The 17190-nt window shown below is 55.7% G+C and carries 21 protein-coding genes and 1 pseudogene; 8 read left to right on the top strand and 14 right to left on the bottom strand.

Annotation, left to right across the window (positions count from 1 at the left end):
- Positions 1–2: 2 nt before the first annotated feature.
- Positions 3–1079 (bottom strand): porin, encoded by a 1077-nt coding sequence (locus tag ACOYA6_RS10325; RefSeq protein ID WP_422654640.1) that lies wholly within the window; start codon positions 1077–1079, stop codon positions 3–5.
- Positions 1080–1716: 637 nt separating this feature from the next.
- Here ACOYA6_RS10325 and drpB point away from each other — a divergent pair.
- Genes drpB through ACOYA6_RS10305 form a run of 4 tightly spaced genes read left to right on the top strand, consistent with a single transcriptional unit; the run spans position 1717 to position 4681 of the window.
- The gene (gene drpB, locus ACOYA6_RS10320) at positions 1717–1989 is read left to right on the top strand and encodes a cell division protein DrpB (protein ID WP_422654639.1); all 273 of its coding nucleotides are present in this window, start codon (positions 1717–1719) and stop codon (positions 1987–1989) included.
- 41 nt (positions 1990–2030) lie between these two features.
- The gene (locus tag ACOYA6_RS10315) at positions 2031–2726 is read left to right on the top strand and encodes a phosphohydrolase (RefSeq protein WP_139563193.1); all 696 of its coding nucleotides are present in this window, start codon (positions 2031–2033) and stop codon (positions 2724–2726) included.
- Positions 2727–2775: 49 nt separating this feature from the next.
- Positions 2776–4209 (top strand): DNA cytosine methyltransferase, encoded by a 1434-nt coding sequence (locus ACOYA6_RS10310; protein WP_422654638.1) that lies wholly within the window; start codon positions 2776–2778, stop codon positions 4207–4209.
- Complete coding sequence (locus ACOYA6_RS10305) at positions 4190–4681, top strand: very short patch repair endonuclease (protein ID WP_422654637.1); 492 nt, start codon at positions 4190–4192, stop codon at positions 4679–4681. The genes ACOYA6_RS10310 and ACOYA6_RS10305 overlap by 20 nt, the downstream gene beginning before the upstream one ends.
- Here ACOYA6_RS10305 and yedA read toward each other — a convergent pair.
- The gene (gene yedA / locus ACOYA6_RS10300; RefSeq protein ID WP_422654636.1) at positions 4653–5567 is read right to left on the bottom strand and encodes a drug/metabolite exporter YedA; all 915 of its coding nucleotides are present in this window, start codon (positions 5565–5567) and stop codon (positions 4653–4655) included. The two genes, ACOYA6_RS10305 and yedA, sit on opposite strands and share 29 nt — an antisense overlap.
- A 177-nt stretch (positions 5568–5744) precedes the next feature.
- On the opposite strand from yedA, the gene ACOYA6_RS10295 reads away from it, so the two are divergent.
- From ACOYA6_RS10295 to dgcQ, 3 genes are all read left to right on the top strand, one after another.
- Positions 5745–6662 (top strand): DUF808 domain-containing protein, encoded by a 918-nt coding sequence (locus ACOYA6_RS10295; RefSeq protein WP_422654635.1) that lies wholly within the window; start codon positions 5745–5747, stop codon positions 6660–6662.
- 78 nt (positions 6663–6740) lie between these two features.
- On the top strand, positions 6741–6923 hold the full coding sequence (locus ACOYA6_RS10290; protein WP_039032543.1) for a YodC family protein: 183 nt from the start codon (positions 6741–6743) through the stop codon (positions 6921–6923).
- Between the two features lie 124 nt (positions 6924–7047).
- The gene (gene dgcQ / locus ACOYA6_RS10285; RefSeq protein ID WP_422654634.1) at positions 7048–8721 is read left to right on the top strand and encodes a cellulose biosynthesis regulator diguanylate cyclase DgcQ; all 1674 of its coding nucleotides are present in this window, start codon (positions 7048–7050) and stop codon (positions 8719–8721) included.
- Here dgcQ and ACOYA6_RS10280 read toward each other — a convergent pair.
- Positions 8703–9515: a mannosyl-3-phosphoglycerate phosphatase-related protein gene (locus tag ACOYA6_RS10280; RefSeq protein WP_138369993.1), complete on the bottom strand. Its 813-nt coding sequence runs from the start codon at positions 9513–9515 to the stop codon at positions 8703–8705. The genes dgcQ and ACOYA6_RS10280 overlap by 19 nt on opposite strands.
- Before the next feature lie 299 nt (positions 9516–9814).
- Positions 9815–10042: a YodD family peroxide/acid resistance protein gene (yodD, locus tag ACOYA6_RS10275; protein ID WP_039032546.1), complete on the bottom strand. Its 228-nt coding sequence runs from the start codon at positions 10040–10042 to the stop codon at positions 9815–9817.
- Positions 10043–10170: 128 nt separating this feature from the next.
- Here yodD and dsrB point away from each other — a divergent pair, with 128 nt between their 5' ends.
- Entirely contained in the window at positions 10171–10359 is a 189-nt protein-coding gene (dsrB, locus tag ACOYA6_RS10270; protein WP_039032547.1) for a protein DsrB, read from the top strand.
- Positions 10360–10451: 92 nt separating this feature from the next.
- Here dsrB and rcsA read toward each other — a convergent pair whose 3' ends face one another.
- The 10 genes and pseudogenes from rcsA to fliJ all read right to left on the bottom strand — a co-directional run bounded on the left by rcsA (position 10452) and on the right by fliJ (position 17186).
- Complete coding sequence (rcsA, locus tag ACOYA6_RS10265; protein ID WP_039032548.1) at positions 10452–11075, bottom strand: transcriptional regulator RcsA; 624 nt, start codon at positions 11073–11075, stop codon at positions 10452–10454.
- Positions 11076–11378: 303 nt separating this feature from the next.
- Positions 11379–12155, bottom strand: a pseudogene (gene fliR / locus ACOYA6_RS10260) (flagellar biosynthetic protein FliR); the annotation flags it as partial.
- A 2-nt stretch (positions 12156–12157) separates the two neighbouring features.
- Positions 12158–12427, bottom strand: coding sequence for a flagellar biosynthesis protein FliQ (gene fliQ, locus ACOYA6_RS10255; RefSeq protein ID WP_039032550.1), 270 nt, complete (start codon positions 12425–12427; stop codon positions 12158–12160).
- A 10-nt stretch (positions 12428–12437) separates the two neighbouring features.
- Positions 12438–13175 (bottom strand): flagellar type III secretion system pore protein FliP, encoded by a 738-nt coding sequence (gene fliP, locus ACOYA6_RS10250; protein ID WP_039032551.1) that lies wholly within the window; start codon positions 13173–13175, stop codon positions 12438–12440.
- Positions 13175–13549, bottom strand: coding sequence for a flagellar biosynthetic protein FliO (gene fliO / locus ACOYA6_RS10245; protein ID WP_422654633.1), 375 nt, complete (start codon positions 13547–13549; stop codon positions 13175–13177). The genes fliP and fliO overlap by 1 nt, the downstream gene beginning before the upstream one ends.
- 2 nt (positions 13550–13551) lie before the next feature.
- Positions 13552–13965: a flagellar motor switch protein FliN gene (gene fliN, locus ACOYA6_RS10240; RefSeq protein ID WP_039032553.1), complete on the bottom strand. Its 414-nt coding sequence runs from the start codon at positions 13963–13965 to the stop codon at positions 13552–13554.
- The gene (fliM, locus tag ACOYA6_RS10235; protein WP_039032554.1) at positions 13962–14966 is read right to left on the bottom strand and encodes a flagellar motor switch protein FliM; all 1005 of its coding nucleotides are present in this window, start codon (positions 14964–14966) and stop codon (positions 13962–13964) included. The genes fliN and fliM overlap by 4 nt, the downstream gene beginning before the upstream one ends.
- Before the next feature lie 4 nt (positions 14967–14970).
- A complete protein-coding gene (gene fliL, locus ACOYA6_RS10230; protein ID WP_039032555.1) occupies positions 14971–15438 on the bottom strand; it encodes a flagellar basal body-associated protein FliL in 468 nt (155 codons plus the stop codon).
- A 111-nt stretch (positions 15439–15549) separates the two neighbouring features.
- Positions 15550–16746: a flagellar hook length control protein FliK gene (gene fliK, locus ACOYA6_RS10225; protein ID WP_422654632.1), complete on the bottom strand. Its 1197-nt coding sequence runs from the start codon at positions 16744–16746 to the stop codon at positions 15550–15552.
- Positions 16743–17186, bottom strand: a complete 444-nt coding sequence (gene fliJ / locus ACOYA6_RS10220) for a flagellar export protein FliJ (protein WP_039032557.1) — start codon at positions 17184–17186, stop codon at positions 16743–16745. Before fliJ ends, fliK begins: the two co-directional genes overlap by 4 nt.
- Positions 17187–17190 lie beyond the last annotated feature (4 nt).

Below are 17190 nucleotides of genomic sequence, written 5' to 3'. Positions count from 1 at the left end.
AATCAGAACTGGTAAACGATACCCAGCGCGAACTGGTCGTCAGAGTGACCGCCGGTACGGGCCGCGTCGTCTTCGTCCACCAGGTTAAATTTGTATGCGGTGTAGACGTTCATGTTCTTGTTGAAGTAGTACCAGGTACCCAGTTCAACATAGTTCACGAGATCGGCGTTGAAACCGCCACGGCCGTTCTTCTCACCCAGATCTTTGCCTGAGGAATAGACGTAGCCCAGGGAAGGACGCAGGCCGAAATCAAACTGGTACTGCACCACGGCTTCGACGTTCTGGGTTTTGTTAGCAAATCCAACATCGCCACCGGTCCAGGTCATGTTACGGGTTTCACCGTACATTACCGCTGCGTAAAGGTTGTTTGCATCGTACTTCGCTGCCAGGGACCAGACTTCAGCGTTCTCGCCATAGCCGTCAGCAGACTGCTTGTCAGTACGGTCAGATTTGCCGTATACGCCCACGAAGCCGAAGCCATCAAAGTTGTAGCTAACTGATGAGCTGTAACCGTCGCCGTTGGCTTTCTCCACCTGGTTATCATGGTTTTTGCCCTGGTACTGCAGCGCAAAATCCAGACCTTCAACCGCGCCGAAGAAGTCCGAGTTGCGATAGGTCGCCACACCGGTGGTACGGCCGGTCATAAAGTTATCGGTGTGAACCCAGGAATCACCGCCCCATTCTACGAGCATATCGGTGTAAGCACCGGCGTCGTAGGCTACGCCGTAGTTACGGCCATAATCAAAGGAGCCGTACTCGCCGAATTTCAGGCCTGCGAACGCCAGACGGGTGCTCTGCTCCTGCTGGCCTTCCGGGGCGTTGGCGGGCATGTTGTACTCAAACTGACCGAAACCGGTCAGCCGATCGCTGATTTGCGTTTCGCCTTTGATGCCGAAACGGGCATAGGAGGTATCGGCGTTTTCACTGTTGCTATCATCGGTCTTGTCCCAGACACGCTCACCGACCATCTTTCCGTACAGATCGAATTTATTGCCGTTTTTATTGTAAATTTCCGCCGCGTTAGCCACGCCTGCGCTCAATAAAACGGGGACCAGAACTGCCAGTACTTTTCTTTTCATTATATATTCCCTTTCATGTATTTTCTTCATGAATATACGAAACCCCCTCCGGGGTACCGGGTCAATACTATTTCAGACCGGGTTTTTACTGTTTAAAAATAAATGTAACTAAGTTATTTAGATTATTTCTAAATGTTAATAAGTGAATGTTGATATATCTGTTGAATGGTTTTTTATAAATCATGATTGCTGTGAATTGATATCTATTCAAGTTTTGAATAGAAGCCTTGGTGTTTATTTGCGTGATGAAATGGTCTTGCGAAAAAGGGATAAAAAAATCCCGATAAGAATATCGGGAAAATAAGGGGTAATTTGAGGGTGGTTATGGTGAAGCAAAAAAAACACATAACCTCATGCATCATGGCACACTTATCCGCTTGGTTGAATATATTTTCTCGGGCTTTGCGGCGGCAGGAAACAGCTATTTACCTTTTAGTGGAAAACATTGGTCTTATGAATGTAACTGACTAATTAATAATTATCATCAATATAAAATTGCGCTAAATCAACTTAATTAATTTTTTTAAGGAGGATTCTGTAACGGGGGAGTGTATTTTATAATAAAATGTAATTGATTTATTAATATGGATTGGTGATGTGAATGTTGCCCCGGCATCGCATAAAAGGAGAAAAGATTATGCAAAAAAAACGCAACCGTAGCCCTGGCGGAATACTGGCCTTGTGGGTCTTTTATGCATTTTGCGGCTATTTCATCTGGACAGTGATGCACTATTTGTGGGTGATAGGCAAAGTCACTACATTTCTGGACTCGCTGGCGGGAGACGATCCCTGTGTAATATCCAGTAAATTGTTGGGGGTGATGTTACGTTTTATGGCGTTAAGCGCAGTGGGGGCAATCCTTGCCAGTATTGCCTGGTACACCCGTCCGCGTGATGTGCCAGACCAGTAAATAATTGCTATTGTACGGCTTTTCACTATAGGGAAAGCGCTATGGAACTCGTGCAGTGGCAGCAACGTTTTGAAAACTGGCTGATGGCGCATCATGCCAGCGATGATACCGCGCATGATATTTCTCATTTTCGCCGGGTCTGGAATACCTCACAGCGGCTGATGAAAGACCAGCAGGTTGACGCTCTGGTCATTCTGACGGCCTGTTATTTTCACGATATTGTCAGCCTGCCGAAAAACCATCCGCAGCGGGGCCGCTCGTCGCAACTGGCCGCTGAAAAGACGATCGCTATTCTGGGCGAATACTTTGCGGATTTCCCCAACCGGCTTTACGCTGCCGTTCAGCATGCGATTGAGGCGCACAGCTTCAGCGCCGGGATCCCGCCTCACACCCTGGAAGCGAAAATCGTGCAGGATGCCGACAGGCTGGAAGCCCTTGGCGCCATTGGTCTGGCGCGCGTGTTTGCCGTCTCCGGCGCGCTGGGCGTGCCCCTCTTCGATCCGGACGATCCCTTTGCCGATGGGCGCGAGTTGAACGACCGCGCGTTTGCGCTGGACCATTTCCAGACCAAACTGCTGCGCCTGCCCCGGACGATGCAGACCGCGGCCGGACGCGAACTGGCGCGCCAGAGCGCCGATTTTCTGATCCAGTTTATGGCCCGTCTCAGCGCCGAGCTGCGCGGGGATTACGAAGGCACCGACAGCGGGGTATTACAGCGCTTCCGGGAGGGTCTGTAAGGCCTTTCTGTGTTACTCTGTTTACATCCTTTTTGGTCCGGTTAAATGTATGCAGGAAAATGTATCAGTGACGGAATCCGCGCCTTTGCTGGCAGTAAAATCAACGGCGTCCGTTCAGGCGTTATTGTGCCAACTGCTGGAAATTTACGATGCCAGAACCCTGGCCCATCTTCTGAATGCTCAGGGTGAGAGCCACTGGAGCCCGGCGATCCTCAAGCGGCTGGTGACCAGTGAGCGGGCAGGGCATCGTCTCAGCGACGGCGAATTTGGCATGCTGCAAAACCTGCTCCCGCGTCCTCCTGCCTGTCACCCTCACTATGCTTTCCGCTTTGTCGATCTGTTTGCCGGGATCGGTGGTATCCGCCATGGCTTCGAGGCGATTGGCGGGCAGTGCGTGTTTACCAGCGAATGGAACAAACACGCGGTGCGTACCTACAAGGCCAACTGGTATTGCGATCCTGACGCGCATCAGTTCAACGAAGATATTCGCGAAGTGACGCTCAGCCACCAGAGCGGCGTCACTGACGAAGAAGCGGCGCAGCACATTCGGGACAACATCCCCGAGCATGACGTGCTGCTGGCGGGCTTTCCATGTCAGCCGTTTTCCCTGGCGGGCGTGTCAAAGAAAAACGCGCTGGGCCGTGCGCACGGGTTTGCCTGCGACACTCAGGGGACGCTGTTCTTCGACGTGGTCCGCATTATTGACGCTCGCCGCCCGGCGATCTTCGTGCTGGAAAATGTCAAAAACCTGAAGAGCCATGACGGAGGCAAAACGTTCCGCATCATCATGCAGACCCTGGATGAGCTGGGGTATGACGTGGCGGATGCGGCGGACAGCGGCCCGGACGATCCGAAGATCGTCGATGGCAAACATTTTCTGCCCCAGCACCGGGAGCGCATCGTGCTGGTGGGCTTTCGACGGGATCTCAACCTGCGGGGCAACTTTACGCTGCGCGATCTCCCTGGACTGTGGCCGACCCGCCGCACGACGATTGCCGATCTACTCGAGCCGGTGGTGGACGCCAAATTCATTCTCACCCCGGTGCTGTGGAAGTATCTTTATCGCTATGCCAAAAAGCATCAGGCCAAGGGCAACGGCTTTGGCTTCGGGATGGTCGATCCCACCAATCCGCACAGCGTGGCTCGCACCCTGTCGGCACGCTATTACAAAGATGGCGCCGAGATCCTCATCGACCGTGGCTGGGATAAAGTCCTGGGCGAGCGCAATTTTGATGATGCCGAAAATCAGCGCCACCGTCCGCGCCGCCTGACGCCACGCGAATGCGCGCGCCTGATGGGCTTTGAAACTCCGCAGGGCTACAGCTTCCGCATTCCGGTATCGGACACCCAGGCCTATCGCCAGTTTGGTAACTCGGTGGTGGTTCCGGCGTTTGCCGCCGTGGCACGCTTGCTGGAGTCGCGTATTCTGCAGGCAGTAGAACAACGCAAAACCGGGGCCGCGAATGGCGGACGTTCACAATAAGGCCACGCGCAGTAAAAACATGCGTGCCATCGGTACGCGGGACACCGCTATCGAGAAACGGCTGGCGGGTCTGCTCACGGAGGTCGGGTTTAAGTTTCGCGTGCAGGACGCCGCGCTTCCCGGACGACCTGATTTTGTTATCGATAGCGGCCAATGCGTGATCTTCACCCACGGCTGTTTCTGGCATCGCCACGACTGCTACCTGTTTAAAGTGCCCGCGACCCGCACCGATTTCTGGCTGGAAAAAATTGGCAAAAACGTGGCGCGCGACGCGCGGGATATCACGTTGTTGCAGGAGCAGGGCTGGCGGGTACTGGTGGTGTGGGAGTGCGCGCTGCGCGGAAGAATGAAGCTGGATGACAGGGCGCTTATGGAGCGGCTGGAGGAGTGGATCTGCAGCGGCGGCAAAACCGCGCAGATCGACACTCAGGGCATTCGCCCGCTCAGGGTTTCTCCGCCTGACACGGCGTAACCACCGGTTTGGCCGGTAACAGATACTTGCCGAGCGTCACCAGCACCACCGCCATAATGATAATCCCCAGCGCCAGCCACTCTACGCTTGAGAGCGATTCCCCGCCAAGGCCGGTGCCCAGCAGGACCGCCACCACCGGGTTCACATAGGCATAGCTGGTGGCGACCGCCGGTGAGACGTTGCGGATCAGGAACATGTAGGCGTTAATCGCGATCACCGAGCCGAAAATCGCCAGATAGCCCACCGCCAGCCATCCCGACAGGTCGGGCAGGGCGGTCATTTTCTCTCCCGACAGCACGGACGCCGTCAGCAGGACAATCCCGGCGGTAACCATCTCTATGGCCCCGGCCATCATCCCGGTCGGCAACGCAATACGCGAGCCGTAGACCGAACCAAACGCCCAGCTCATCGAGCCAATCAGGATTAGCACCGCGCCCCACGGATTACCGCTCAGATTGCCGCCGCTGTTGAGCAGAATAATGCCCGCCATGCCGATGGCGATCCCCAGCCACTCCAGCTTGCGCGTTTTGATGCCAAACAGACGACTAAAGCAGAGAGTGAACAGCGGCACGGTCGCCACGACGACCGCGGCGATCCCGGACGGCACGTTCTGATGTTCGGCGACGGTGACAAAGCCGTTACCCACCGCCAGCAGCAGGACGCCAATCAGGGCAGCATTCAGCAACGGACGCAGGGGCGGCAGCTTATTGCCACGCAGGAACAGAAACGCCAGCAGCAGCCCGCCCGCAGAGAGAAAGCGCACCCCCGCCATCATAAGTGGCGGCCAGCTCTCCACCCCGATGCGGATCACGAAGTAGGTGGAGCCCCAGATGATATAGAGCGCGAACAGCGCGCCCGCTAATGGTAATACTTGCCTGAAACGCATACTCCCTCACGGCGTAATAAAAAGGTCGCATATAGTTAACGTGAAAACTATCACTCTGGCGAGTCCTTTAATTGTGTCGCAGATGTGAATAATTTGTTGACTTAATCGGGATGGTTTCGGGGTTCGCGGTTTTACTCCATACTGTTGTGGTAATTAACAAAAAAAAGGAACGTTATTTTGGCGGGAAGTAGCTTATTAACACTGCTCGATGATATCGCCACGCTGCTGGATGATATTTCACTGATGGGAAAACTGGCGGCGAAAAAGACCGCGGGCGTGCTGGGGGATGACTTATCCCTCAACGCTCAACAGGTCACGGGCGTGCGCGCCAACCGCGAGCTGCCGGTGGTCTGGGCCGTGGCGAAGGGATCCTTTATCAATAAGGTGATCCTGGTGCCGCTGGCGCTGCTGATCAGCGCCTTTATCCCCTGGGCCATTACGCCCCTGTTGATGATTGGCGGGGCGTTTCTCTGTTTTGAAGGGGCAGAGAAGATCCTCCACACTATCGCATCGCGTAAAGACAAGGAGAAGGAGAGCCCGGCCGCGCGGCAACAGCGTCTGGAAGCGCTGGCCGCCAAAGATCCTGTCGCTTTCGAGCGCGATAAAGTGAAGGGGGCTATCCGTACCGACTTTATTCTGTCGGCGGAAATTGTCGCTATTACCCTCGGGATCGTGGCGGACGCGCCGCTGCTGAATCAGGTGCTGGTGCTCTCCGGCATCGCCATTCTGGTGACCATCGGGGTTTACGGCCTGGTGGGGCTAATCGTCAAACTGGACGATATCGGCTACTGGCTGAGCGAGAAAACCAGCGCGCTGGCACAGGGGATCGGCAAGGCGCTGCTGGTGATTGCACCCTGGCTGATGAAGTCGTTATCGGTGATTGGCACCCTGGCGATGTTCCTGGTCGGCGGCGGGATTGTGGTACACGGTATCGCCCCGCTGCATCATGCCATTGAGCACTTCGCTGAGGCGCAAGGCGCTGTTATCGCGGCCATTTTACCGACGTTACTGAATCTGGTGCTGGGCTTTATCATTGGTCTTATCGTCGTAGCGGTAGTGAAAGTTGTCGAAAAAATGCAAGGTCGCTCACATTAATAGGCTGCGTCTATACCAGGCATAACTTCTATTCCTCGACTAAATTGATACAGTTTCACACTGATAAAGGAGGCGGTTATGGTCTTTCTGGTCAGCGATGAAGTTAAGCCTAAAAACGGCGGTCCACGTATGGTCGTCACCGGCTATGCAAGCGGAATGGTGGAGTGTCGCTGGTACGACGGTTACGGCATCAAGCAGGAAGCGTTTCGTGAAGATGAGCTTCAGCATGGTGACGGCACCCGGCGACAGGATATGGCTTAAGTCACGCTACGCCCGGCACTGCCGGGCGTTTTTGTTCGCTATAATCGCCAACAGCAGTAGCATTGCAAAACCCGCCAGACGTTAATGTCATGCGGAGGGCAGAGTTGGCTTTCATGGAGAGTGTGTGGAGCACGATAACGTTTCAGGAAAAGACGCTTTTTCGGCGCGACACCGTTTTCATCCGGGCCGGGTTGTTAATATATGCTTTATTGCCGTCCTCATCTTCTCTACGCTGCTGACCTGGCGTGAGGCTGTGGTGCTGGAGGATGCCTACGCCGCCAGCCAGAAAAATCATCTGGAGACAGTGGTCAATTCACTGGATCGACAGCTTGAATTCAGCGTTGAAAAACTGCTGTTCTTTCGCAACGGCATGCGCGACGCCCTTGAAACCCCGCTGGCCTCCACGGTGCTACACAATACTGTCTCCCATTTTAGAGATCTGCAGGGAAAACCCTTCTGGCAGCTGACGTTCGACGTGCGGCGCACCTTACCGCTAAACGGCGTTTCTGATGCTTTTGTGCGGCAAACCACCAGCCTGATACGCGACGAAGAACGGCTTGAAAGAGAGTTGAGCGCCGCCTTCGAAATGGGCTATTTGCTGCGAATCGACGCGCCTGCGGCACACGCAAAGCGCGTGGTCTATGTCTCCCGCGCCGGGTTTTACGTCTCGACGGAACCTGCAGACTGGGGCAATGACATTATCTCCCGCTATTACCAGCTGGTAACACGCCCGTGGTACACCGGCCAGTCGGAACGTGAGAACCGGACCCGCAGCGTGCGCTGGTTTACCCAAGGGGCGGAGGATGGCACCGTCACCGTCAGCGTACCGGTCGATTATCAGCACTACTGGTACGGCGCGCTGGGAATAGACTTTACCCTTACCGGGCTCAAAAAATTGCTGCAGGATGCAGTAGACGGCAACGGTGAAGGGGAGTTCCAGCTCTACGACAACGGTTTTAACCTGCTCGTCACCTCAGAGAGCAATGCCGACGATGTGAACCATTTTGACGAGCGTGAGCGGGCGCAAATCGCCGCTGCGCTGGAAAAAGATACCGAAGGGGATCTCCGTCTGGGGAGCCGCTACGTCAACTGGCAGCATCTGGATCACTTCGATGGCGTGGTGTTGCGCATCCATACCCTGAGGGAAGGGGCCAACGGCGATTTTGGCAGTATTACTATCGCCCTGGCGCTGCTGTGGCTGCTGTTCACCGGCATGCTGGTCGTTTCCTGGATTGTGATCCGCCGGATGGTCAGCAATATGTACCGCCTGCAGCACTCGCTCCAGTGGCAGGCCTGGCACGACCCCCTGACGCGCATCAATAACCGTGGTGCGCTGTTTGAGCGCGCGAAAGCGCTGGCGAAGCGTTGTGAACAGCAAAAGCAGCCTTACTCGGTGTTGCAGATGGATCTTGATCACTTTAAAAGCGTCAACGACCGGTTTGGTCACCAGGCGGGGGATAAAGTGCTGACCCATGCGGCCGGGTTGATCACCCGTACGATACGGGAGCGCGATGTCGCCGGTCGGGTTGGGGGAGAGGAGTTCTGCGTGGTGCTGCCGGACACCGGCCCGGTACAGGCGATGGTGATTGCCCAGCGCATTCGCGAGCGCATCAATCGCCGGGAGATCCTGGTGAAAAAGAGCCAGACGACCCGCGTCAGCGTGTCGATTGGCGTCAGCAGCGCGCAGGAAAGCGGGAATTACGATTTTGAACAGCTGCAGTCCATCGCCGACGCCCGTCTCTACGAGGCGAAGCAGCGAGGACGCAACCAGGTAGTGGGTCAGGACGAGAAGAAGTGATCCAGCCCTTCACGCCATCCGGCAGGGCCGGGCTGGTGGGTATGGTAGACCCGCGCCGGGTCGTCGTTTTTTAGCGCCACGCCCTGGCGATTAATGCCTTTGACCACCACGGCGTAATCGACGCTATCCAGCAGCGGGGCGTCGTTGGGGCCGTCCCCCAGGCCGAGGGTAGTGGGGAGCGCGCCTTCGCGCTGCAGGTACTGCTCGTTAAGCCAGTTAATCGCCTGGTCTTTGCCGCCGCGCTCATCCAGAACGTGCCAGAACCGCGCGCCCTGCACAAACTTCAGCCCCAGCCCGGCCAGGGCATCGTCAAAGGCGGCCATTCTCTCGTCGCTGTCGCGCCAGATAAGGGTCACCGAGGCTTCATGCAGCTTCGCCAGCGCCGCGCGCTCGCGGTTAAGCCCGGTCCACTCGCCAATCACCCGCTCATCCACATCATCAAAGGTGGTGAATTTATAACCCTCCCGGTCGCGCAGCTGGTTAATGACGTTAACGATGTCGGTATGGGCAGCGCCGGTGATTAACCGTGGGGCGTCGGGATGGTCGTTCCAGCGCACGTCCAGCTGGATCACCGCGCCGTTTTCGGCAATAAAGGGCAGGCCATCCAGGCCCAGGTCGCTCTGGATCTCCAGCATCTCCGCCGCGGTTTTACTGCTGCAGAGGATCACCGGGATCTGGTTGTCCCGTAACTTCTCCAGCCAGCCAAGCGCGGGCTGCCAGTCATAGGTGTGAATGTCCAGCAATGTGCCGTCCAGATCGCTATAAATGAGCAGCGGATCGTCAAGTGAAGGCATAGCATCTCCCGTAACTGATAAAGGCCTTTTATAGGATTTTTCTTAAAAGCAAATTCGCTAAAACGGTTTACGTCTGGAACCGATCCCGCGCACCCCGCGCCCCACGCGTGTTGTGGAACCATAACTAATATTTTAATTTCGCGCGGTAACTATAAATGTGAAGAATATTTCCTTGTCTTGCAAAAATTTTGCAGATAATGTTTACCCGACATCAGATTTCCTGGTGTAACGAATTTACAAGTGCTTCTTGCATAAGCAAGTTTGATCCCGGTCACCCCATGACCGGGATTTTTTTCGCCTCAGCGGTTCACTTCCGTTACGCTAAAATCATGAATATCCAGCTCGAAGGCCTCCGCCAGCTCGCGCCAGGTATGGTAATCCCTGTCGTTCACTCTTACCCGGGTAGGGTCATCCTCGATCCGCTTGACCTCGCTCTCGCTAATTTCATTGATTGCGGCGAGCAGGGCGTCAACGTCAACATTCACTTCCCGTTTTGCAGTCTCGCTGTACTCTTTTGCGGTCTTCATTCCTCACTCCTCATTTAACCGAACTCATCTGTAAGTATAGACCGCCGATAAAAGCGGCAATCGCGCGGCAACACGCTGCCAGTTTTCACGTTTTGTTCTACACTGGCTCAAAACCAGAGGAGGATTTTATGAACGTCAACGATCGGGTCACAGTTAAAACCGATGGCGGGCCGCGTCGCCCGGGTGTTGTACTGGCGGTTGAACAGTTTAATGAAGGCACGATGTATCTGGTCTCGCTGGAAGATTACCCGCTCGGGATCTGGTTCTTTAACGAGCTGGGCCACCCTGACGGTATCTTCGTTGAGAGCCAGGAGTAGCGTGGATGTCGGGTGGCGCGGGCTGGCCCGACCGGAATGAAAAATCTCTGGCATAGCCAGAGATCGGATTGCGTGTAAGAAAGGAGAAGGGGTTATCGCAGGTTAACGTAAATTCCGTTGGTCACATTATCTGTCAGACGAACGACATGATAGATCACTTGCTTATTATGCGTTTTTATCTTCCTTTTAATATTTCCCTTATGTGACGATACGGTTTTCGCCTTGATATTCATCTGGTCGGAAATCTGAATCGTTCCCTGTCCAGCCATCCACATTCGCAGCATGCTGGATTCAGTTCGGCTTAATGATAAAGTCGGAAAATTAAATTCTGCTACACTCTTTATCTCTTTGCTTAAATAATCCCCCACCAGTTCATCCAGTGATTCTGGTTTAATAGATTTTGAACTAATCAGAAGATTCTGACGAACCCGCAAATATTCATCGAAATGGATATTGGCTATCGCCATAAAAACAATAAACAGTGTGCCGGGATGTTGATTAATGATGTGCTTTATTTGCTGACTGTTGGCGGGGTCGTGAATGAAACAGTCCTCATTAATAAACACCACACCTGGCGTAAAGGCCTCGCATGCGGCGGCAAGTTCGTCAACGGTATGTACATCGTTGATGTCCTTTTTCTTTACCCCTCTGCTGGCCAGATACCCGGTTAACCCTAGCCGGGTGTAACTGCATAAATCCATAATGATCGTTGACATGGCATACCCTCACTCAATGCATAACGATAATTAACCACCTGCCTGAGAGCTCTATAACAGCCAAACGGGATGGAAAAAATAAATTACCTGTGAGCATTACAAGGACTTTCAGGCGAACTCACTATCCCGTAAAGTTACGTATAATTTGCCAGGAAACATCTTAAAGTAAAGTAAATGTTGAATTATGTGAGTAGCATTAAAACATTCAACCCGCATCAGATATATCCTGGCAGATGTTTCGCGTTCTTTATTTTAGGAATATCCTCAAAGAAACAATATAAAACACAGGGGTTATTATTTCGTCGGAAGTTCGCGCACGATATCGGCCAGCAAATTAAATACTTCACTGAATAAATGTTCGCAGAAAGGTGCAATAAGCGGCATGAGGAGGGAGATAAGCAGAATACCGATGGTCAGGGTAATCGGGAAACCAATGACAAACACCGAGAGCTGCGGCGCCATACGGTTCAGTAAGCCCAGCGACAGGTTGACTGCCAGCAGCAGGGTAATGAGCGGCAGCGCCAGCATCAGTCCGTTGAGGAAAATCAGCCCGGCCGCGCTGACCAGCGCCATGAAAGCGTTGCTGTTAACCGGATTGCCGCCAATGGGCAGCGTGTGGAAGGTATCCACCAGCATTGAAATCAGCCACAGATGGCCGTCAAAGGCCATAAACAGCAGCATCGCCAGCAGGTCGATGATACGGGCGAGGATGGGCATGTTCAGCCGGCTGCCCGGGTCAAAGAAGGTGGCGAACGACAGACCCATCTGCAGGCCAATCAGCTCCCCGGCCGTACGCACGGCGGCAAACGCGAACTGCATCGTAAAGCCGATGGCGACGCCAATCAGGATCTGCTGCAACCCCACCCACAGCGCCGGAGCGGAAAAAATGGGCACGTTTACCGGCGGCAGCGTCGGGGCGACAATAATAGTGATCAGGATTGCCAGACCGACCTTCACCCGCTTGGGAATGGCCCGCTCGCTCAGGATCGGCGCGGTAGAGATCAGCGCCAGAATGCGCAGCAGCGGCCAGAAGTAGAGGCCGAGCCACTCAAGCCATTGAACGCTGGTAACTTGCAGCATGACTAGCCGATGATGTAGGGCAGGTTGGTGAACAGATTGCGCATGTAATCCAGCAGCAGGTTCAGCATCCAGGGCCCGGCGATAATGATCGCCACAAACACGGCGATGATTTTCGGGATAAACGACAGCGTCATCTCGTTAATCTGCGTGGCGGCCTGCAGGATACTGATGACCAGACCGGTGACCAGCGCCACCAGCAGCAGGGGAGCGGCAACGGAAATGGCGACCTTCATCGCTTCCGTGCCCATCATCATGACCGATTCTGGCGTCATTGCGCGCTCCTCAACTGTAGAAACTTTGCGCCAGCGAACCCACCAGCAGCTGCCAGCCGTCCACCAGAACAAACAGCATCAGCTTGAAGGGCAGGGCGATGGTGGCCGGTGGCACCATCATCATCCCGAGCGCCATCAGGACGCTGGCAATCACCAGGTCGATAATCAAAAACGGAATGAAGATCGTAAAGCCAATCTGGAACGCGGTTTTCAGCTCGCTGGTGACGTAGGCGGGCAGCAGAATGCGCATCGGCACCGCTTCCGGCCCCTGAATCGGCCCGGCGTTAGCCAGACGGGCAAACAGCGCCAGGTCGGCTTCACGGGTCTGACGCAGCATAAATTCACGCAGCGGCTGCGCCCCTTTTTCCAGCGCCTCCTGCATCGAGATCTTCTCTTCGCTAAACGGCTGATAGGCGTCGACATAAATCTTGTCGATCACCGGGGACATAATAAAAAAGGTCAAAAACAGCGAAAGACCGAGCAGCACCTGGTTAGGCGGCGCGGAGGGCGTACCCAGCGCGTTTCGCAGCAGGCCGAAGACGATGATGATACGGGTGAAGCTGGTCATCATCAGCAGGATTGCCGGGATAAATGTCAGCGAGGTGATAAACACCAGCGTCTGCACCGGCAGAGACCAGCTCTGGCCACCGTTGGCCATCGGCGTGGAGATAAGGCCTGGCAGCTGGGCATACACGGCGGGAGCAAACAGGCCAAGGCCTGCCAGCGTAAGGGACAACAAACGGCGCATCACGATCTCCCGGAACGCTTAAGCAAACTCTTCATCACGGACTGAAAATCCGGTTGAACATCTGCGCGACTCTCCTCAGAGACCGGCGCAGGCGGCAATGTATGCAGAATAGTAATTTGTGAGGCGGTGACACCCAGCACCAGCCGGGCGTCTTCCACTTCCACGATCACCACCCGCTCACGCGGGCCCAGTGAGGTGCTGGCGGCGAGCTTCAACCCGCGGGCTCCGGCGGTTTTGCCCGCCAGACCCACGCGTTTTGCAAGCCACGCGACAATCAGAATAAAGGCAATGATCCCCAGCAGCGCGCCGCTAACCTGAAGCAGCGGCGAGCCTGGAACGGCAGAGGGTTGTGAGACGATTGCCTGGGTTTTCATACTTAACGGCTCAGACGACGCATACGTTCAGACGGGGTGATGATGTCGGTGATGCGCACGCCGTACTTGTCGGCGACAACCACTACTTCACCCTGGGCAATCAGGTAGCCGTTGATCAGAATATCCAGCGGCTCACCGGCCAGACCGTCCAGCGCCACCACTGAACCCTGCGTCAGGCGCAGCAGCTCTTTGATGGTCATCCGGGTACGGCCCAGCTCCACGGTCAGCTTGACCGGGATATCCATGATCAGATCGATATCCTGCAGCGTACCGCTGACGTCACCGCCGCCCAGCTGCTGGAATACCGCATCGGCAACGCTTTTGCTGGCCGGTGCCTGTTGTTCGTTTAACGCCTCAGCCCACAGATCGTCCAGTGCTCCGGTGTTGTCATCGGACGGATTGTTCATATCACTCATTTGGGCTGTTCCTCATTCAGAGAATTCAAAATCGGGTTGATCAGGTGCTCAACGCGTAACGCGTACTGATTGTTAACGGTGCCATACTGGCTGGTCAGCACGGGCACGCCATCCACATGCGCAATGATGCGGTCGGGTTTTTCTATCGGCAGAACATCGCCGGGTTTTAATTTTAAAATTTGCGACAAACGCAGCGGCACGTCGGCAAAGTTCGCCACCAGCTCCAGCTGGGAGTGCTGAACCTGGCGGACCAGGTTCTCACGCCAGTTCTGGTCTTCATGGCGGGAGTTTTCCAGCGGCGGGTTCACCAGCACTTCGCGCAGCGGCTCAATCATGCTGAACGGCAGGCAGATGTTGAACTCACCGGTCAGGTTGCCGATCTCCACGTGGAACGGGGTGTTGACCACGATGTCGTTTGGCGAGGTGGTGATGTTGGTGAACTTCACCTGCATCTCGGAACGCACATACTCCACGTCCAGCGGGTGGATCGCCTTCCATGCGTCGCTATAGCCCTCAAGAGCCAGCTTCAGCATGCGGTTGATGACGCGCTGTTCGGTGTGGGTGAACTCGCGCCCTTCCACTTTGGTCGGGAAACGTCCGTCGCCGCCAAACAGGTTATCCACGGCGATAAACACCAGGCTTGGCGAGAAGACGAACAGGCCTGTGCCGCGCAGCGGCTTCAGGTGGATCAGGTTGAGGTTCGTTGGCACCGGCAGGTTACGCGCGAACTCATGATACGGCTGAATGCGGATCGCGCCGACGGTGATATCCGGGCTACGGCGCAGCAGGTTAAACAGCCCCATACGGAACTGACGCGCGAAACGTTCGTTAATGATCTCCAGCGCCTGCAGACGCTCGCGCACCACGCGACGCTGGGTATTAGGATCGTAGGGGCGAATGTCGCTTTCGCCCGCCTGGCCCGCTTTTGGTTCGTCGGCCTTATCGCTGTCGCCGTTGAGCAGCGCATCGATTTCCGCCTGAGAAAGAATACTGTCGCCCATGTCGTTACCGCAGAATGAAAGCTGTATACAGAACGTCGGTGACTTCCTGCTTAGGTTGACCGCTGATCAGAGGCGCGGCCAGCGTTTGCTTGATGGCTTCTACCAGCTTCTGTTTACCTTCATCGGTAGAGAGCTGGGCAGGATCCTGACGGGAAAACAGCAGCAGCAGACGGCTGCGCACTTCCGGCAGGTACTCACTCAGACGCGCGCGGGTGGCTTCGTCTTTCAGGCGCAGCGTAACGCCCACGTAAAACACGTGATCGGCGTCGCCCAGGTTAACGGTGAACGTATCCAGCGCGAAAAAGACCGGTGCAGCCGGTGGTGGTGGCTCTACTTTGGCTTCGGCTGAAGGGGCTTTATTCATACGCCAGTAGCTGTAACCTGCGGTGGCGCAGGCGGCGAGCGTAATTAACACCAGCAGCGGGATCCAGATGGAACGCTTACTTTTTTTGGTGATGGCGGAGTCAGTCATCTGTTGCGTGCTTCCTGTTTCGGAACTGCTAATGTGGTGATTATCCCGTGTCCCGTCGCCGTCAAAGGGTCGAAAAGACGGGGATAATCACGCTACCTCTGGCGTTTAGGTTTAGGCGAAGATATCGACAGCGCTGTTTCCACGTGCGGCAGACTGCAGGGAGGCAGGTACCGCCAGCAGCTCATCGTTCTCTTCATCAAATCCGCCGGCATTGCCGGAGCGGGATGCCTGCTGCTGATGCTGAGAAGAGGCCTGCTGTTGACCGTTAAAGTTTTCACTGCTGATGCTGCTTTGGGTCAGCTGAATGCCGTTCTCCGCCAGTTGGGTGCGCAGAACCGGCAGCGCCGCTTCCAGCGCCGCGCGAACGTGGCTATGGCCTGACACCATCTGCAGCTGCGCCTGGTTATCATCCAGCTTGAGGGTGATCTGCACCTGGCCAAGATCTTCCGGATGCAGACGCAGTTCGGCGCTCTGCTGGCCCTGACGGGTAAACAGCGTGATGTGCTGGCTGATGGTCTGCTGCCACTCGTTGCTGCCCAGCTGGGCGCTGACCACCGGTGCGGCGGCAAAGGTCCCCTGTACGGAGGTATGAGTACTGACAATCGGCCCCATCGTGGCGGTTGGCCCGGTCGGGGACGGAGTGCTCTCTGCCGCCTGTTTGTTGATGGTCGCGGCGACGGCTGGCGTCAGTTGGTTGTCGGCAACCAACGCATCTTTATCCTGAGCGACGGTTTTCGTGCTGCCCAGGGCATTGGTATCCAGGGCTGGCTGACGTCCGCGCTCGCTGGTGGCTGCCGCCTTCACGTCAAGGCTGGTGGCGCTGACCGGCTGAGGGGCCGCAACGGTTGCGGTCTGCTGGTGGGGCAGCATTGCCATTAAGGCGCTTAAGCCCGCCAGCTCCTCTTCGCTGAGCTCGGTTTTACTGTCGGCCTCTTTCGCCGCCTGGGTCAGGCTCTTCAGCACGTCGCTTTTGGCTGCGGGCAGCAGACTCTGCGTCAGCCCCGGCGGGGTGGCTTTTTCGTCGGTGAACGTCAGGTCCTGACGCGCCAGCAGTTCGGCCAGCTTACCGGCATCGGCGTCAACGTCGGCGTCAGCCGCACCGGCCTGCAGCGCCGCTTTCGCGAGCTTGCCGCCCGATGCCTGCAGATCGCTCAGCGTCAGGCCAGCTTCTTTGCCCTGGCCTTTTGCATCGCTTAACGCGCCCGCCAGCAGGGCAAGAAAATCCTGCGCGCCATCGGCCGCTTTTCCGCCCCGGACGCCAGCAGTAAGTTCGCTGTCGCTCGAAAGCAGTTGTTGAAGGGTGATCATTCCGGGGTCCTCATTGTTGCCCGCTGGGCAAATTCATCCATTTTTTTCTGATCGAGACGGTTTTCCGCCAGCATAGCGGCGGCAAGCTGGCGATCCTGCAGCGTCTGCCAGGCCTGTAGACGCTGTTTCTTCTCGCGCCAGACGTTCAACGCCCGGTCAACCTTTTCGGTCCACTGAAGTACCTGCTGGCGATGCTGTTCGATCGCTTTTTCCAGCGTCTGAATGAACTGTTGGTAGTTGATCCAGCGCTGGCTGCCGATGCCCTGTGTCATATCGGTATTGAGGTTATTGCGATACTCATGCTGGTAGTCGATCAACATCTTCAGCTGCTCTTCCGCCTGCTGGTAACCGCGGCGCATCGCGCCCAGCTGCTGTGCGGCAGTATCAACGTCTTTTTCGGCCAGATCTTTCAGCGTGGTTAATGCGCCGTGTTGTGCCATGACA

This window comes from Leclercia barmai, assembly GCF_049312895.1.
Classification (GTDB): domain Bacteria; phylum Pseudomonadota; class Gammaproteobacteria; order Enterobacterales; family Enterobacteriaceae; genus Enterobacter; species Enterobacter barmai.
The sequence above is the reverse complement of the archived record's forward strand: the minus strand, read 5'-3'. Positions and strand labels throughout refer to the sequence as shown.

Bases quoted from the DNA above. Each gene is read 5' to 3' on its own strand.
- ACOYA6_RS10305 (WP_422654637.1), top strand. From the start codon at position 4,190: ATGGCGGACGTTCACAATAAGGCCACGCGCAGTAAAAACATGCGTGCC.
- ACOYA6_RS10290 (WP_039032543.1), top strand. From the start codon at position 6,741: ATGGTCTTTCTGGTCAGCGATGAAGTTAAGCCTAAAAACGGCGGTCCA.
- fliL (WP_039032555.1), bottom strand. From the start codon at position 15,438: ATGACTGACTCCGCCATCACCAAAAAAAGTAAGCGTTCCATCTGGATC.
- ACOYA6_RS10325 (WP_422654640.1), bottom strand. From the start codon at position 1,079: ATGAAAAGAAAAGTACTGGCAGTTCTGGTCCCCGTTTTATTGAGCGCA.
- fliO (WP_422654633.1), bottom strand. From the start codon at position 13,549: ATGAAAACCCAGGCAATCGTCTCACAACCCTCTGCCGTTCCAGGCTCG.
- ACOYA6_RS10280 (WP_138369993.1), bottom strand. From the start codon at position 9,515: ATGCCTTCACTTGACGATCCGCTGCTCATTTATAGCGATCTGGACGGC.
- ACOYA6_RS10315 (WP_139563193.1), top strand. From the start codon at position 2,031: ATGGAACTCGTGCAGTGGCAGCAACGTTTTGAAAACTGGCTGATGGCG.
- fliQ (WP_039032550.1), bottom strand. From the start codon at position 12,427: ATGACGCCAGAATCGGTCATGATGATGGGCACGGAAGCGATGAAGGTC.
- fliK (WP_422654632.1), bottom strand. From the start codon at position 16,746: ATGATCACCCTTCAACAACTGCTTTCGAGCGACAGCGAACTTACTGCT.
- drpB (WP_422654639.1), top strand. From the start codon at position 1,717: ATGCAAAAAAAACGCAACCGTAGCCCTGGCGGAATACTGGCCTTGTGG.
- fliJ (WP_039032557.1), bottom strand. From the start codon at position 17,186: ATGGCACAACACGGCGCATTAACCACGCTGAAAGATCTGGCCGAAAAA.
- fliM (WP_039032554.1), bottom strand. From the start codon at position 14,966: ATGGGCGACAGTATTCTTTCTCAGGCGGAAATCGATGCGCTGCTCAAC.
- dsrB (WP_039032547.1), top strand. From the start codon at position 10,171: ATGAACGTCAACGATCGGGTCACAGTTAAAACCGATGGCGGGCCGCGT.
- rcsA (WP_039032548.1), bottom strand. From the start codon at position 11,075: ATGTCAACGATCATTATGGATTTATGCAGTTACACCCGGCTAGGGTTA.
- fliP (WP_039032551.1), bottom strand. From the start codon at position 13,175: ATGCGCCGTTTGTTGTCCCTTACGCTGGCAGGCCTTGGCCTGTTTGCT.
- ACOYA6_RS10310 (WP_422654638.1), top strand. From the start codon at position 2,776: ATGCAGGAAAATGTATCAGTGACGGAATCCGCGCCTTTGCTGGCAGTA.
- fliN (WP_039032553.1), bottom strand. From the start codon at position 13,965: ATGAGTGATATGAACAATCCGTCCGATGACAACACCGGAGCACTGGAC.
- yodD (WP_039032546.1), bottom strand. From the start codon at position 10,042: ATGAAGACCGCAAAAGAGTACAGCGAGACTGCAAAACGGGAAGTGAAT.
- yedA (WP_422654636.1), bottom strand. From the start codon at position 5,567: ATGCGTTTCAGGCAAGTATTACCATTAGCGGGCGCGCTGTTCGCGCTC.